Annotated in this window: 12 protein-coding genes and 2 pseudogenes; 5 read left to right on the top strand and 9 right to left on the bottom strand. The window is 73.0% G+C overall.

The genetic code is table 11. The annotated features are described in order from the left end of the window. Positions 1-82 precede the first annotated feature (82 nt). The gene (locus ORI94_RS11480) at positions 83-961 is read right to left on the bottom strand and encodes an alpha/beta fold hydrolase (RefSeq protein ID WP_266074372.1); all 879 of its coding nucleotides are present in this window, start codon (positions 959-961) and stop codon (positions 83-85) included. 169 nt (positions 962-1,130) lie between these two features. Between ORI94_RS11480 and ORI94_RS11475 the strand changes: the two genes are divergently transcribed. From ORI94_RS11475 to ORI94_RS11460, 4 genes and pseudogenes are all read left to right on the top strand, one after another. Then, positions 1,131-3,146, top strand: a complete 2,016-nt coding sequence (locus ORI94_RS11475; protein WP_266074371.1) for an AfsR/SARP family transcriptional regulator — start codon at positions 1,131-1,133, stop codon at positions 3,144-3,146. Beyond that, a pseudogene (locus tag ORI94_RS11470) lies at positions 3,089-3,736 on the top strand (ABC transporter ATP-binding protein); the annotation flags it as partial. The gene ORI94_RS11475 and the pseudogene ORI94_RS11470, both read left to right, overlap by 58 nt. Before the next feature lie 499 nt (positions 3,737-4,235). Beyond that, entirely contained in the window at positions 4,236-5,297 is a 1,062-nt protein-coding gene (locus tag ORI94_RS11465; RefSeq protein ID WP_266074370.1) for a right-handed parallel beta-helix repeat-containing protein, read from the top strand. A gap of 172 nt (positions 5,298-5,469) precedes the next feature. Further along, positions 5,470-5,685 (top strand): annotated as a pseudogene (locus ORI94_RS11460) (methyltransferase); the annotation flags it as partial. Between the two features lie 93 nt (positions 5,686-5,778). Here ORI94_RS11460 and ORI94_RS11455 read toward each other — a convergent pair. The 7 genes from ORI94_RS11455 to ORI94_RS11425 form a co-directional block, all read right to left on the bottom strand. Continuing rightward, a complete protein-coding gene (locus tag ORI94_RS11455) occupies positions 5,779-6,114 on the bottom strand; it encodes a TcmI family type II polyketide cyclase (RefSeq protein WP_266074369.1) in 336 nt (111 codons plus the stop codon). A gap of 28 nt (positions 6,115-6,142) precedes the next feature. Beyond that, positions 6,143-6,625 carry an SRPBCC family protein gene (locus ORI94_RS11450; RefSeq protein WP_266074368.1) on the bottom strand — a complete coding sequence of 161 codons (483 nt, stop codon included), beginning with the start codon at positions 6,623-6,625 and terminating at the stop codon, positions 6,143-6,145. A 2-nt stretch (positions 6,626-6,627) separates the two neighbouring features. Next, on the bottom strand, positions 6,628-6,888 hold the full coding sequence (locus tag ORI94_RS11445) for an acyl carrier protein (protein WP_266074367.1): 261 nt from the start codon (positions 6,886-6,888) through the stop codon (positions 6,628-6,630). 27 nt (positions 6,889-6,915) lie between these two features. Then, positions 6,916-8,163: a ketosynthase chain-length factor gene (locus ORI94_RS11440; protein ID WP_266074366.1), complete on the bottom strand. Its 1,248-nt coding sequence runs from the start codon at positions 8,161-8,163 to the stop codon at positions 6,916-6,918. Beyond that, a complete protein-coding gene (locus ORI94_RS11435) occupies positions 8,160-9,428 on the bottom strand; it encodes a beta-ketoacyl-[acyl-carrier-protein] synthase family protein (protein WP_266074365.1) in 1,269 nt (422 codons plus the stop codon). The genes ORI94_RS11440 and ORI94_RS11435 overlap by 4 nt, the downstream gene beginning before the upstream one ends. Then, positions 9,425-9,907 carry a cupin domain-containing protein gene (locus ORI94_RS11430; RefSeq protein WP_042173706.1) on the bottom strand — a complete coding sequence of 161 codons (483 nt, stop codon included), beginning with the start codon at positions 9,905-9,907 and terminating at the stop codon, positions 9,425-9,427. Before ORI94_RS11430 ends, ORI94_RS11435 begins: the two co-directional genes overlap by 4 nt. Positions 9,908-9,975: 68 nt before the next feature. Then, complete coding sequence (locus ORI94_RS11425) at positions 9,976-11,115, bottom strand: SchA/CurD-like domain-containing protein (protein ID WP_416237802.1); 1,140 nt, start codon at positions 11,113-11,115, stop codon at positions 9,976-9,978. A 249-nt stretch (positions 11,116-11,364) separates the two neighbouring features. Here ORI94_RS11425 and ORI94_RS11420 point away from each other — a divergent pair, with 249 nt between their 5' ends. Further along, a complete protein-coding gene (locus ORI94_RS11420) occupies positions 11,365-13,026 on the top strand; it encodes an FAD-dependent oxidoreductase (protein ID WP_266074364.1) in 1,662 nt (553 codons plus the stop codon). A 22-nt stretch (positions 13,027-13,048) separates the two neighbouring features. Here ORI94_RS11420 and ORI94_RS11415 read toward each other — a convergent pair whose 3' ends face one another. Next, positions 13,049-14,023 carry a hypothetical protein gene (locus ORI94_RS11415; protein WP_266074363.1) on the bottom strand — a complete coding sequence of 325 codons (975 nt, stop codon included), beginning with the start codon at positions 14,021-14,023 and terminating at the stop codon, positions 13,049-13,051. Positions 14,024-14,252: the final 229 nt, after the last annotated feature.

The raw sequence follows: 14,252 nt of genomic DNA, 5'->3' as shown, positions 1-14,252 counted from the left end.
CGCGGCCGAAGGAGGTCGTACCTCCGGCCGCGCTGAAGGCGACACCCGGCGACGCCGCTCAGAGGCCCCCGCCGGTCCGGGTTCAGCGGGCGAGCAGGTCCCGCAGGGCCCCGGTGACCTCGCCGGGTGCCTCCTCGGCCATGAAGTGACCGGAGGCGACGGTGGTGTGCCGCAGGTCGGGTGCCCAGGCGCGCCAGACCGCGGCGGCGTCGTAGCCCAGGGCCGCGCCCCAGTCCTGCTGGAGCACCGCGACCGGCATGCGCAGCCGGTTCCCGGCGGTCCGGTCGACCCGGTCGTGTTCGAGGTCGACGCCGGCGGAGGCGCGGCAGTCGGCCACGATCGAAGGAACCGCGGCACGGCAGGCCGCCAGGTACGCGGCGCGGATGCCGGCCGGGACCGCCCGGTCGTCGGTCGCCCAACTGTCGAGGAAGTGCCCGAAGAAGGCGTCCGGCTCGGCAGCGATCATGCGCTCCGGCAGGCCCGGCGGCTGAGCCATCAGGTACAGGTGGAAGGCGACGGACGCGGTGACCCCGTGCAGCACCTCCCACATGTCGAGGGTCGGCAGGACGTCGAGGCAGGCCAGATGGGTGACCGTACCGGGGTGGTCGAGCGCGGCGCGGAAGGCCACCAGGGCACCGCGGTCGTGCCCGGCCAGCGCGAACCGCTCGTGCCCGAGGGCGCGGGCCAGGGCGATGACGTCGCCGGCCATGGTCCGCTTGGCGTAGACGGTGCCGTCGGTGTCCTCCGGTTTGCCGCTGGCACCGTAGCCGCGCAGGTCGGGGCAGATCACGGTGTGATCGGCGGCGAGGTCGGTGGCCACGTGCCGCCACATGAGGTGGGTCTGCGGGAAACCGTGCAGCAGTACGACGGGAGGGCCCGAGCCGCCTACGGCCGCGTGCAGGAAGACCTCGTCGGCGACGGGAATGCGATGATGGCCGAAACCGGCGATGACAGGCGTCATGGCCAGGCTCCTTTCCTCGGGGAAGCGGGTTCTTCCATGCTGTGGGCGCCGGATGAGCAGCGAATGAGCAACGTCGTGCGGCAGCCGGGAACGGCACACGGGCAGTTGCCTTGCGGCGGCATTCCGGCCTGAGGCCACCGCGCACGGCGGAAAGAGAGTGGGGGGAAGGGTGCGTGTCGTCTTCGGTGTGCTCGGACCGGTGGTGGCCTGGAACGCAGACGCAGACGCGGGTGCAGGAGCTGAGGCCGGAGCGGAGGGGAACGGCAGGACGGCCGTCGCCCTCAAGGGCCCCCGGCACCGCTCGGTGCTGGCGCGGCTGATCATCGCCCGGGGACGTGTCGTGCCCGTCCGGCGTCTGATCGACGACCTCTGGCCCGATCCGCCCGGCGACGCGGCGGGTTCGGTACGCACGTTCGTCGCCGCGCTGCGCCGCGCCCTGGAACCGGAACGCGCTCCGCGTACTGCGGCCGGGCTGCTGGTCACCGAAGGCCCCGGGTACGCGCTGCGCGCCGCCGCGGACGAGGTGGACGCCTGGTGTTTCGAGCAGGAGGTCACCGCCACCGCGGCGCTGCCGCCCACGGACGTGGCCTCCCGGCTGGAGGACGCGCTCGGCCGGTGGCGCGGACCGGCCTACGCGGAGTTCGCGGACCAGCCGTGGGCTCGGGCGGAGAGCCGACGCCTGACCGAACTGCGGCTGCACGCCGTCGAGCGCCGCGCCGAAGCGCTGCTGGCCCTGGGCCACCCCGAGCGGGCGGCCGCCGACCTGCGGGTGCACGCGACGGAGCACCCGTGGCGGGAGCACGCCTGGCGGCTGCTCGCCCTGGCGCTGTACCGCGCGGGACGTCAGGGCGACGCACTGGCCGTGCTGCGGCAGGCCCGCAACGCGCTCGCCGAGGAACTGGGCATCGAGCCGGGTGGGGGCCTGCGCGGCCTGGAGGCCGACATCCTCCACCAGGCCGGCCCCGCCCGCCCCGGTGCCGGCGGGACGGCGGGGCAGGTGTGGGAACGGGCCGCGGCCGCGTACGACCGCACCGTGGCCACCAGCGCGCGGGCCCGCCTGGAATCCACGGTGGGACTGCTGCGCGGCCTCGCGGTGGCCGGCGGTGGCGGCGGCCTGCCGGCCGCCCTCGAGCACCGGGTCTCGGCCGTCACGGCGGCCGAGGAACTCGGCGACGCCGAACTCACCGCCCGAGTGATCGGCGCCTACGACGTCCCGGCGATCTGGACGCGCTCGGACGACCCGGAGCAGGCGGCGCACGTCGTCCGGGCCGCCGAGCGCACCCTCGCAGCCCTGCCCGCCGGGGGCCACGAGGCCGCCAGGGCCCGGTTGCTGGCGACGATCGCCCTGGAATCGCGCGGCACGGCCGGCCTGCGCGGTCCGCAAGCCGCCCGGCAGGCCGAGCAACTGGCCCGTGGTCTCGGAGATCCGGCGCTGCTGGCGTTCACGCTCAACGCCGTCTTCATGCAGTCCTTCGAACGGACCGGGCTGGCCCCGCGCCGGGAGGCGATCGGCAGGGAGCTGACCGACGTCTCCGCCCGGCACGGCCTGGTCACGTTCGAGATCCTCGGCCACCTCGTCCGGCTGCAGGCGCGTGGCGCCCTCGGCGACTTCCCCTCGGCCGACCGGCACGCGGCCGCCGCCGACCGCCTGGCCGCGCGTCACGAACGGCCGCTGGTCGCCGTGTTCACCCGGTGGTACGCCGCTCTGCGGCTGGACGCGACCGGCCGGGCACCAGCCCCCGAGGCGGAGGCGGCCTACCGGGACGCGGCCGCCCTGCTGGACGGCTGCGGCATGCCCGGCCTCGCCCAGGGGCTGCTGCCGCTGGCGCTGCTGTGCCTGCGTCTGCGCCGTGGCCTGCCCCCGCGCTTCGACGGGACCGTCGACTGGGGACCGTACGAGCCCTGGGCCCGACCGCTGACGCTGATCGAACAAGGCAGCCGTGCCGAGGCCGCCGAGGCCCTGCACGGGACTCCCGAACCGCCGCGCGACCTCCTCCAGGAGGCACTGTGGTGCCTCACCGCCCGAGCGGCACTCGCCCTCGCTGACCGGGACAGCATGCGACGTGCCCACACCGCGCTCGCCCCGGCGGCCGACGAACTGGCCGGCGCGGGCAGCGGGCTGCTCACCCTCGGTCCGGTGTCGGCCCACTTGGCCGACCTCGCGGTCGCCCTCAAGGACACGTGACGGTCCCCCGCCGCCGGACGGCCGAGCCGGTCCGGGAGCACGCCACCGGCCTCGGCCGCGATGTCGTGCGCCGGCGCGCCCGTACCCGCCGTGACGAAGACGGCGACTGCCGGAGCCTGGCGCCCGTCGCCGACGAACGGGCCGTCGCCGCCGCACGGGAACGAACCCGTCTGACCGGCCGGGCCGCCCAGTCGTGGCACACCCTCTCCGGCGGCGAACGCCCACGGGCCCAGATCGCCCGGGCCCCCGCCCAGGAACCGCGCGAACTGCTGCCGGACGAGCCGACCAACCACCTCGACATCCAGCACCAGCTGGACCTCCTCGACCTGACCGCCGGTCTGCCGGTCACCACCGCGACCGCCCTGCACGACCTCGACCTCGCCGCGATGTACTGCGACCGGCTCCTCGTCCTGCGCGACGGCCGCGCCTTCGCCGAGGGCCGCTCCACCGACGTACTCACCCCCGCCCTCATCGAGGAGGTCTACGGTGTCCGCGCCGAGGTGACGCGGCACCCCGGCCACCCGGTCATCCGCTTCCTGCGCGGGCCCGGCACGGACCGCCACCAAGAGCGCCGCTCCGTCTGTTCCTGATCGACCGGGCTCCGTTGTCCTTCCGAAGGACACTTCCCGTCCGGGTGAGGCGAACTCCGGTGATGTGCCCGGAGACGTACGTGTCACCGGTCGGCTCCAGGCCGATGCACGTGCCTTCCGGCCTTCCGGCCTTCCGGCCTTCCGGCCTTCCGGCCTTCCGGCCTTCCGGCCTTCCGGCCTTCCGGCCTTCCGGCCTTCCGGCCTTCCGGCCTTCCGGCCTTCCGGCCTTCCGGCCTTCCGGCCCTCCGGCCGGACTGATGGTGGACGAGGCCCCGGCCGTCCACCGGGTCCGGCACGCCGGGGTCGGCCGCGAGACCGGTCGGCATCCTCCGTACCTGCCGGTCGTCTCGCAGGCCGTAGTACCGGGACGACCGGCGCCCGCCGCCCGGCAGCGGCTTCCCGGAGGTCCCCGCGAGGCCGGCGCCGGGCGGTCCGGGGTCACGGCGCACCTGGGGGATCAGCGGTGGCGGGGTGTCACACCCCCTTCTAGCTTCGGCACATGACCAAACGACACCTCACCTGCCTCACCTGCGCCGGAGTCGTCCTCGCGTCGGGCATGGCCGCCGCCCCCTCGGCCGCACACCACGTCGTGCACCGGGTGCAGCCCGGCGCATCGATCCAGAAGGCCGTGGACGCCGCGAAGCCGGGGGACACCGTCCTCCTCTCGCCCGGCACCTACAAGGAGAGTGTCGACATCACCACGCCGGACGTCACCCTGCGCGGTTCCGGTGCCGGCCGCACCGTCCTGGTGCCCGGCACGGACACCGGCCGGGGCACCTGTGCCGGGGCGGGGCACGGCATCTGCGCGACCGGCACGGACAAGGCCCCGCTCGAGGACGTCACCGTGAGCTCGTTGACGCTGCGCGGCTTCACCCGGAACGGGCTGTGGGCCACCGGCACCGACCGGCTCCGGGTGCAGGGCGTGACCGCCGAGAAGAACGGCAGGTGGGGCATTGCCGAGCAGCGTTCGGTGCGCAGCGTACTCAGCCACAACGTGCTCGAGGAGAACGGCGACGCCGGACTGTTCGTCTCCAACACCGCCGGCGCGGAGGAGGACGTCCAAGACGCCCGGATGACGGTGATCCGCCACAACCGCATGGCCGGCAACCGCGTCGGCGTCACCGTGCGGCGGCTGCGGAACCTGACCGTCTCCCACAACGAGGCCACCGGCAACTGTGCCGCCGTGTTCGTGGTGGGCGACGGGTCCGAGCCCGCCGCCGACGGGCTGCGGGTGACCCACAATCACCTGTACGCCAACAACAAGCACTGCGCCGCCACACCCCGGCTCCCCTTCCTGCAGGGCACGGGCATCGTCCTCACCGGGGCCGAGGACACCCTCGTGGCCCACAACCGGGTCGAGAACAACAGGGGCACCTCCCCGCTGTCCGGCGGTCTCGTGATCCTCACGGGCTTCGCGGGTGCCGCCAACGGGCGCAACACCGTCCGCGACAACCTGGTCACCGGCAACAGCCCGGCCGACCTGGCCGACCGGGACACCGCCGCGACCCACACCTTCACCGGCAACACCTGCACGCTCTCCGAGCCCGCCGGACTGTGCTGAACGCCCCGCCGCACCGCTGCCCCGCCCCGCCCCTCACCACGCCCTCGCCCTTCCCCGGCACGAGAGAAGAAGCGGGGCGACGGATGACGACCGTCGATCCGGCTTCCCCACCCCCTGTGCGGCTGCGGGAGCTCGTCCTCGGGGTGGCCTGCGCCGCCGCCGTACGCGCCGTCGTCCGCCCGGGCGTGGCGTCGTCATCGGGAACCTCGTCGACCACACCCCCTCGATGCGGTTCACCACGGCCACGGGCCTGCTGCTCCTCGGCGTCGGCGGTGCCGGGCACGCCCGGCGGAGCATGATCGACCGGCTGACCGACGCGGGCCCGGTCATCGGCGAGGTCCGGCCGGTCGACGCCTGCCCGCACGCCGTCGAGTGCGCCGCCCCGGCTGATCCGTACCGCACCGACCGGGTCCACACCCGAGGCCGCCGGCTCCGCGACATACGCGGGACCGGCGGCCTCGGGTGTGTTCCGGGCCGGTGCTCAGGAGCCGGCGCCGCGCTCCCAGTGGTAGAAGCACTGCGCCATGGCGTCCTTGGGGCCGCGCCAGGTCTGGGGGTCGTACGGGCTGACGTACGCCTCCAGCCGTTCGCTGATGCCGCGGAACTCGGGGTGCCCGGCCACCTTCGCGATGGCGGGCGCCGGGTCCCGCTCGGACTCGATGAGGTGCAGGTACACGTCGTCGCCGAACTGGAAGAGCCGGCGCCTGTTCACCCCGATCAGGCCGGGGAGTTCGCCCCGGTCGGAGGCGGCGAACACCTCGGCGATCTGCGAGGCCGAACCGGGTGCCATACGGGCCACGATGAGTGCGTGGTGCATCGACGGTCCTTTCCGGATCGGTCGGCGGTCAGCCGGAGGTGACGGACGCGGTGCCCCTGCGCTCGCCGGCGGCCTGCTCGATCCGGTCCCGGATGAGCGCCATCTGCGTGCGCGAGTTGCGGTTGATGTTCTCCGTCATCCAGGCGTCGTCGACCGGCGCGTCGGGCTTCATCGCGAAGTCCTGCGTCCAGTTCATCCGGACGCCGTCCGGCAGCTGTTCGTACTCCCACAGGATGTCCATGTGGGCGAACGGGCCCGTCTCGACACGGCGGGCGCGCACGGTCCGGCGGGCCCGGTCGGGGGTGCGCTCGGAGACCCAGCTCCACACCTTCCCGTTGTCGTCCGGGTGCATGGTCAGCCGGAACGTCGTGGTGTCGCCCTCGCGGGAGAGCACCTCGACCGACGCGTACTCGCTGAACAGGTCCGGCCAGTTCTCGAGGTCGTTGGTCATCTCCCAGACGAGGTCGAAGGGAGCGTCGACGATGATGCTGTTCTCGGTGTGTCCTGCCACTTTCAGGCTCCAGCCTTGAGGGTGCTGTTGACGAGGTCCAGGAACTCCCGGGGCGACTTGCAGCGTTCCGAGTCGGGAGGAAGCGAGAGGCCGTACCGGTTCTCCAGCTCGCCGACGATGCCGAGCAGGCCGAGCGAGTCGAGGCCGAAGCAGTCGAAGGGGGACTCCGCGGCCTGCTTCAGCTCCTGCGGGTCGACGGTGATGCCGGCCGCCTTCTTCATCAGGACGGCCAGTTCGTCCACGGTGACTTCGGTGGTGATCATGAGTGTCTGCTCCTTCCCCGCCCGGGCCTACCGGGCGGATTCGCCGCCGCGGCGCACGACGAGCGCCGCGTTGGAGCCCATGAGTCCCCTGCTGAGGACGAGGGCCGTGCGCAGCTCGGCGGGCCGAGCGTGCGACATCACCAGGTCGAGGTCGTGGCAGATGTCGAACACGTTGGGCGTGGGAGGCACCTGGCCGTGTTCCATGGCGAGCACCGCGGCCACCGTGTCCAGCACGGGTGCCGCGCAGTGGGCCCGTCCGAAACCGGTCTTGGGCGCCGTGACGGGAACCCGCCCGCCGTGCGCGCCCAGTGCGTCGGCGATGGCCAGCGCCTCGGCGCGGTCCGCCTCCGGTACTCCCATCGCGTCGGCGAACACCACGTCGATGTCCTCCGGCGCGGCGCCCGCCTCGTCGAGGGCGCCGCGGATCGCACGGGCCAGACCCTCGCGCGACTCCTCCCAGCGGGAGGCGCCGGTGAAGGTGGCGGCATGACCGGCGAGGGTGGCCCGCACCGGCACCCCGCGCTCGCGGGCGCGGTTCTCGTCCTCGACGACGAGCAGCGCACCGCCCTCGGCGGGCACGAACCCGCAGGCCTTCGAGGTGAAGGGACGATAGGCGAGGTCCGGGTCCTCGGCGGTGCTGATCTCGGGATACCCGAGCTGGCAGACCATCGAGTACGGGGCCAGCGGCGCCTCCGCGGCCCCGACGACCATCGTGTCGGTGCCGCGCCGGACCACCCCGGCGGCGTGCGCGAGCGAGTCGAGGCCGCCGGCCTCGTCGCTCGCCACCACCCCGCACGGCCCCTTGAAACCGCTGCGGATGGAGATCTGGCCGGTGCTCGCGGCGTAGAACCAGGCGATGGACTGGTACGGGCCGACGAACCGAGGGCCCTGCCCCCAGAGTTTCTGCAGCTCACGCTGCCCGAACTCACCGCCGCCGGAACCGGCCGCGGTGACCACGCCGATGGAGAACGGCTCCGCGGGATCACCGCTGCCGAGACCGGCGTCGTCGAGGGCGAGGGCGGCAGCCGCCATCGCGAAATGGCTGAACCGGTCGGTCTGGACCAGGAACCGGTCCTCGATGAGGGCCGTCGCGTCGAAGGAGCGGACCTCGCCCGCCACCCGCAGCGGCAGGTGCCCGCAGCCCTCGCGGGTGATCCGGTCCAGTACGCCGATGCCTTCGCTGACGGACTTCCAGTAGGCGTCGGTCCGCTGTCCGTTGGGCGCGATCACACCGATGCCGGTGACGGCCGCGCTGCGGGGGCGCTGAGTGCTCATGGTGTCCTCCCGTCCGGCCCGGTCAGCAGCACCGCGGACTGGAAGCCGCCGAACCCGCTGCCGACGGAGAGCACGTTCCTCAGCTTCCGCGGGCGGGCGGTGCGCGGCACGTAGTCCAGGTCGCACTCGGGGTCGGGGGTCTCGTAGTTCGCCGTCGGCGGTACGGCCTGGTGCTTCAGGGCGAGCACGCAGGCCACCACCTCGATCGCGCCGATCGCGCCCAGTGAGTGCCCCACCATCGACTTGATGGAGCTCATGGGTGTGTCGTAGGCGTGGGCACCGAGGGACCGCTTCACCGCGGCCGTCTCGTGCCGGTCGTTCTGCCGGGTGCCGGAGCCGTGCGCGTTGACGTAGTCGATCAGTGTGGGGTCGAGACGGGCCTGGTCGAGCGTGCTGTCGATGGCCCGCGCCATCTCCAGGCCCTCGGTGGTCAGACCGGTCATGTGGTAGGCGTTGCCGAAGGTGGCGTACCCGCTGATCTCGCAGTGGATCCGTGCCCCGCGGGCCCGTGCGTGCTCGTACTCCTCGAGGACCAGCACCGCCGCGCCCTCGCCCATCACGAAGCCGTCGCGGTGCGCGTCGAAGGGACGGGAGGCGTGCTCCGGGTCGTCGTTGTTCGGCGACGTCGCCTTGATGGCGTCGAAGCACGCCATCGTGATCGGCGAGATCGGCGAGTCGGACGCCCCGGCGATGCAGACGTCGGCCCGACCCTCGGCGATGGTGTGGAAGCCGTACCCGACCGCGTCCAGCCCCGAGGTGCAGCCGGTGGAGACCGTCTGCACCGGTCCCCGCGCGCCGAAACGCTCGGCGACGACCGCGGCGAGCGTGCTCGGCTGGAACGCCAGGTGCAGTTTCGGGTCGGCGGCCCGGTGGTCCACGTCCCAGCGCGAGCCGTGCTCGCTGACCTGGACGTAGTCGTGCTCCAGCCGGGTGGTGCCGCCGACCGCGCTGCCCAGTGACACCGCGGTGCGCCAGGCGTCGTCGCCCCCCGGGCCGAGCCCGGAGTCGCGGACCGCCTCGTCGGCGGCGACCACGGCGAACTGTATGTACCGGTCGGCGTGCTGGCACAGGTCCGGTTCGAGACCGTGGCCGAACGGGTCGAAGTCGCACTCGGCCGCTATCCGCGAGCGCAGCCCGCTCGGGTCGAACAGAGTGATGCCGCGGGTCGCGGTGCGGCCGGCCGACAGAAGGTCCCAGAACGCCGTCGCCCCGGTGCCGCCCGGAGCGACCACCCCGATACCGGTGACGGCCACCCGCCGGGTCACTTTATGGCCTCACTGCGTCCGGCCGGCCGGCCCTGCCCGGTCCCGGACGTGACCGGGCCGCCCACGGTCAGCTGAGGGCCGGTCTCGGAGCCGGCGTTCTCCTCGGTGTCGACGTGTCCGAGGCTCGGATGCGGGGCGAGCGGGCCCAGGTGGAAGACCATGCGGGCCTCGGCGTCGGAGACGTTGCGGAAGCGGTGCCGCATGTCGATCGGGATCATCAGACCCTGCTCGGCCCGCAGCGCGAACGCCTCCCCGTCCAGGTCGACCTCGAGCGCGCCGCTGACGACGTACACGAACTCCTCGGAGTACGGGTGGTAGTGCTCGCCGATGCGCTCACCGGGCTGGATGACGGCCAGACCCATGAAGCCGCTGGTGGACCCCACCGTGGCCGGGGTGAGGAGGGTCCTGAGATCGCCTCCACGCCTTCTGTTGGGTTCCGTCTCGCTCAGGTCCACGATGCGTGGATGCTGTTGGGACATGGTTGGTACCTCCGGGTGGGGCGGGGACGTCCGGGCGGGCCGGCCACGGGCGTCACCACGGTTTGCCGTCAGGAATCCACCGGGCTGCGGTCGGTGATGGGCAGCATGTCGGCGTGCGACAGCAGCCGGTTGAGGTTGCGCTCCGAGTTCAGCGGGGCGTCGACTCCGACCGCCGCGCCGTCCAGGAGCCGCTCCAGCTCCGCCGCCTTCCCCGCGCCCTTGACGCCCAGGGCCCATCCGGGGTCGGCGTCGAGGTCGCCGGCGACGTCGATCATGCGGACCACGACGTCGTCGCGCTGGAAGACGGTGCTCGTGAAGACCGGGTTGTCCGGGGCGCCGGCCGCGGCCTCGTCCTGATGGGAGAGGAACCGGGCCAGCTCCGTGCCCCGGCCCTCGACGGCCGGGTAGTACAGCGCGTGCCGCCGCAGACCGGCGGGCTCGGGGCCGTCCGCACGGACGTGGTGCACGGAGGGGAGCGCGGCCCGTGTGAAGAACACCCGTGCGGAGCCGGGATCGGACAGATCCCGCTCCTGTTGCAGGTGGGGGTCTATGGCCTCCTCGACCGCCCGGATCTCGGGCTGGGCGGCCACGTGGCGCAGCGCCGCCGGCAGATCGCCCTCGACCTCCACGGCCCGCACCACGCGGTTGCCGTGCATGAACACGGAGGTGCGGCGCAGCCGCGTGTTCCCGTCCAGCTGGGCCTGGGGGGAGGAGTACCCGGCCAGGTGCTCCGCGACCTTGGACTCACTGCCCGGCTTGACGGTGAAGGTGAGCGCGTGGCGGGCCACTCCGTCGCCCACACGGGCCTGCGCCTGCAGACCGGACCGCGCCTTGCCCTCGGTGTCCGGCTCCGTCTCGCGCAGGACGCTGTAGCGCATGGAGCGGGTGTCGCGGACGCAGCTGTGCATCGGGCGGACGATCTCGATGTGCTCCTCGCTGTTCACCCAGGCGAGGAACGGAAGTGCGCTCTCCCACTCGCTGGTGATGAGCCACTGCGAGGGGTTCTCGATCGACTGGCAGAGCTGGTCCTGGATGTGGCCGGGAATGGACGCGACCTTGCTGCTCATGTGCTCGTAAGCCTCGAGGAACTGCTCCTGGGCCCCGTCGTACAGGTCGAGCAGCAGGATCACCCGCAGCCTGGAGCCGTCGAACGCCGACTGCGCTATGCGTCCCGCCATGGGTCCCGTCGTGCGTTCCGTCGTGGTCATCCGGCGCACCTCTCCTCATTCTTCACGAAAGGCTCTTCAGTGGGGGTCGGAAACGGCACCGCCGCCGAAACGGCCGGGCTCGCCCTGAACCGATCGTCGACGCGTCCCGCGAGGTGCGCGAGACACACGGGGCAGGTGGGTGAACCACGCGTCAACCGGGTGCCGCCGGGACGCGAACCGATCCGTACCGGGCATGAATGCCGCGTCCTGTTCCACCGCCCGTCGAGGGCGACGCCGGAGGCACTTTCAATGAACCGATCGCAAGAGGCCGGCGAGACCGGCCACCACACGCCCGTTCTCATCGTCGGAGGCTCCCTCGTGGGCCTGTCCATGTCCGTGTTCCTGGGGCGTCTGGGCGTGCCCCACATGCTCGTCGAACGTCACACGGGCACGTCGATCCACCCGCGCGGGCGCGGCAACAACGTGCGCACCATGGAGCTGTTCCGGGTGGCCGGAGTGGAGCGGCAGATCAGGGAGGTCGCGTCGGTCCTCGCGGACAACCACGGCATCATGCAGACGCCGAGCCTGGCGGACGGCGACGGCGAGTGGCTGTTCAAGGAGATCGACCCCGGAGGCGGACTGGCCCGGTTCAGTCCCGGCGGGTGGTGCCAGTGCAGCCAGAACGACCTCGAACCGGTGCTGCTGGCCCACGCCCGCGAACTCGGCGGCGATCTGCGCTTCGCGACCGAGCTGATGTCGTTCGACCAGGACGACGACGGGGTGACGGCGCGGGTCAAGAGCCGGGAGACCGGCGAGCACACCACCATCCGCGCGGACTACCTGGTCGCCGCGGACGGCCCGCGCAGCCCCGTACGGGAGCGGCTCGGTATCCGGCAGAGCGGTCCGGGCGACCTGTTCCACAACGTGAGCGTCACCTTCTCCTCCCGCGACCTCGCGGGCGTCGTCGGCGACCGGCGGTTCATCGTCTGCTACCTGACGAACCCGGAGGCCGACGGGGCACTGCTGCCCGTGGACAACACCGAGAACTGGGTGTTCCACGCCCCCTGGCACCCCGAAGACGGCGAAACGCTCGAGGAGTTCACCGACGAGCGGTGCATCGCCCACATCCGGCGGGCGGTCGGCGTGCCCGGCCTCGACGTCAAGATCACCGGCCGGGCCGCCTGGCACGCCGCCGAGCGGGTCGCCGAGCGGTACACCGACCGCCGGGTGTTCCTCGCCGGCGACTCGGCCCACGAGATGTCGCCCACCGGGGCGTTCGGCTCCAACACCGGCATCCAGGACGCGCACAACCTCGCCTGGAAGCTGGCCGCCGTCCACGCCGGCTGGGCGGGTCCCCGACTGCTGGAGTCCTACGAGGCCGAGCGCCGGCCGGTCGCGGAGGCGACCAGCGCCCGTGCCTCGAACCGCTCGGTCGAGCACAGCCACCCCGGCTACACGCCCGCGGCGGGTGCCGGCAGCAAGGGCCCCAAGGGCGGAATCCTCAACGTGGCGCTGGGCTACCGCTATCCGCAGGGCGCGGTCGTCGGCGGCGACCCGGCGGCGCCGGTCGTCCCGGAGGGGCTGCAGCTGACGGGGGAGCCGGGCACCCGGGCCCCCCACCTGTGGCTGGACCGCGACGGTGTCCGCATCTCCACCCTCGACCTGTACGAGCGGTCCCTGGTGCTGTTGACCGGCGAGTCGGGCGACGGCGACTGGCACACCGCGGCGGCACAGACGGCGCAGCAGTTGCGGGTGCCGCTCGACGCCTACCGGGTCGGTACCGGCCCCGCCGCGGACCTGAGGCCGGACGACGGCGTCGACTGGGCCCAGGCCCACGGCGTCACCGGGGACGGCGCGGTCCTGGTCCGCCCCGACGGGTTCGTGGCGTGGCGCTCCGAAAGGGCCGCGGCGGACCCCGCGACGGTGTTGCGGAAGGCCGTCACGGACATCCTGGCCCGGGAGCGGGACTGACGGTGCGCGCGGTGAGGCGGCGTCAGGCCCCTCTGACGCCGCCCTGCCGTCCCCGCTCCGCCTTGGCCTTGTGTTGTTCGAACCGCTGGACCGCGGGCCCGTCGTCGTTCCACGGCCACGGGGTCACCGCTCCCTGGAGCGCCTCGAAGACATGGTGCGCGTCGACGGCCCGGCCGGCCGCGCACAGCGCGTACGCCAGGACGTTCAGGTCCGCCTGGGCCGCCGCGTGCTGGAAGAATCCCGGCTTCGCCCAGAGGGAGGCGGCCTGCTCCAGCGAGGCCGCGATCTGCCCGCCCTCCCACAGCTGACCGGCCGTCATGGCCCGCACACCGCCCTGCGCCACCAGCCCCTGGTACTGCCGGACGGCCGCGGTCAGTTCGATCGCGGCGCACGGCGCGTTGGCCGGTATCCGGGTGCGCACCACATCGATGAAGTCCAGGACGGCCGCGCTCGACCCCCCCTCCTCCGGCGACAGATGGGCGAGCATCTGCAGATAGGCCTCGCGGTGCCAGCGGTCGCGTCCGGTGGCCTCCCGCCAGATGGCGTTGACCTCGCTCTGCGGATACCGCTCGACGCGGGCCATGCCGAGCAGGACCACCCAGGGCAGCGGATCCGCCGGGTTCAGCTCCGCGGCCCGATGGCACTGGGTCACCAGCTGTCCCGCGTCCTCCAGGTGTCTGTCCCGCAGGCCGCGCGTCAGGCCGACCCACGAGTGGAACACCAGGGCGTCGGGATTCTTCGGCGATCTGGCCAGCCAGGCCGAGGCCAGGTCGGACCCCGATTCGGCCGTCTCCCCGGCCAGCACGGACACCCGATGGCTGCGCCGGTCCCAGTTGTCCCCGGTCTCCTCCAGGAGCCCCGCGACGAGAGTCACCTCCGTCGGCCTGACGCCTCCACCGCGCTTGCTCACCTGCCGGAGGACGCGCGCGAGGGCGTCGTCGTCGAGAGCGGGGACGATACGGGGACGTTTACCGGTACGACTACTGAAGAGCGCCATGTCCGCAGACTAGGAACTGTGCCGGGTTGGGCAACCGGTACGGGCCGATCGTTACCGATCCGGACCTGGGCGGGACGAGGTTTCGTCACCGTATCGGCGCTTGAGACCTGAACAGGACCTTATTTATGGGTAGTTGAGGAAGCCGGTGCAGAGCGGCGGGGGGGGGGGGGGGGGGGGGGGCCGCCCCCCCCCCCCGCCCCCCCGGGGGGGGGGGGCCCGGGGGTTGGTT

The organism is Streptomyces sp. NEAU-W12 (assembly GCF_026242095.1).
GTDB lineage: Bacteria > Actinomycetota > Actinomycetes > Streptomycetales > Streptomycetaceae > Streptomyces.
Note: the sequence above shows the minus strand (reverse complement) of the source record. Positions and strands in the feature narration are given on the sequence as shown.

Coding starts and splice junctions, on each gene's coding strand:
- ORI94_RS11480 (WP_266074372.1), bottom strand. CDS start 961: ATGACGCCTGTCATCGCCGGTTTCGGCCATCATCGCATTCCCGTCGCC.
- ORI94_RS11455 (WP_266074369.1), bottom strand. CDS start 6,114: ATGCACCACGCACTCATCGTGGCCCGTATGGCACCCGGTTCGGCCTCG.
- ORI94_RS11445 (WP_266074367.1), bottom strand. CDS start 6,888: ATGATCACCACCGAAGTCACCGTGGACGAACTGGCCGTCCTGATGAAG.
- ORI94_RS11440 (WP_266074366.1), bottom strand. CDS start 8,163: ATGAGCACTCAGCGCCCCCGCAGCGCGGCCGTCACCGGCATCGGTGTG.
- ORI94_RS11465 (WP_266074370.1), top strand. CDS start 4,236: ATGACCAAACGACACCTCACCTGCCTCACCTGCGCCGGAGTCGTCCTC.
- ORI94_RS11415 (WP_266074363.1), bottom strand. CDS start 14,023: ATGGCGCTCTTCAGTAGTCGTACCGGTAAACGTCCCCGTATCGTCCCC.
- ORI94_RS11425 (WP_416237802.1), bottom strand. CDS start 11,115: ATGACCACGACGGAACGCACGACGGGACCCATGGCGGGACGCATAGCG.
- ORI94_RS11430 (WP_042173706.1), bottom strand. CDS start 9,907: ATGTCCCAACAGCATCCACGCATCGTGGACCTGAGCGAGACGGAACCC.
- ORI94_RS11420 (WP_266074364.1), top strand. CDS start 11,365: ATGAACCGATCGCAAGAGGCCGGCGAGACCGGCCACCACACGCCCGTT.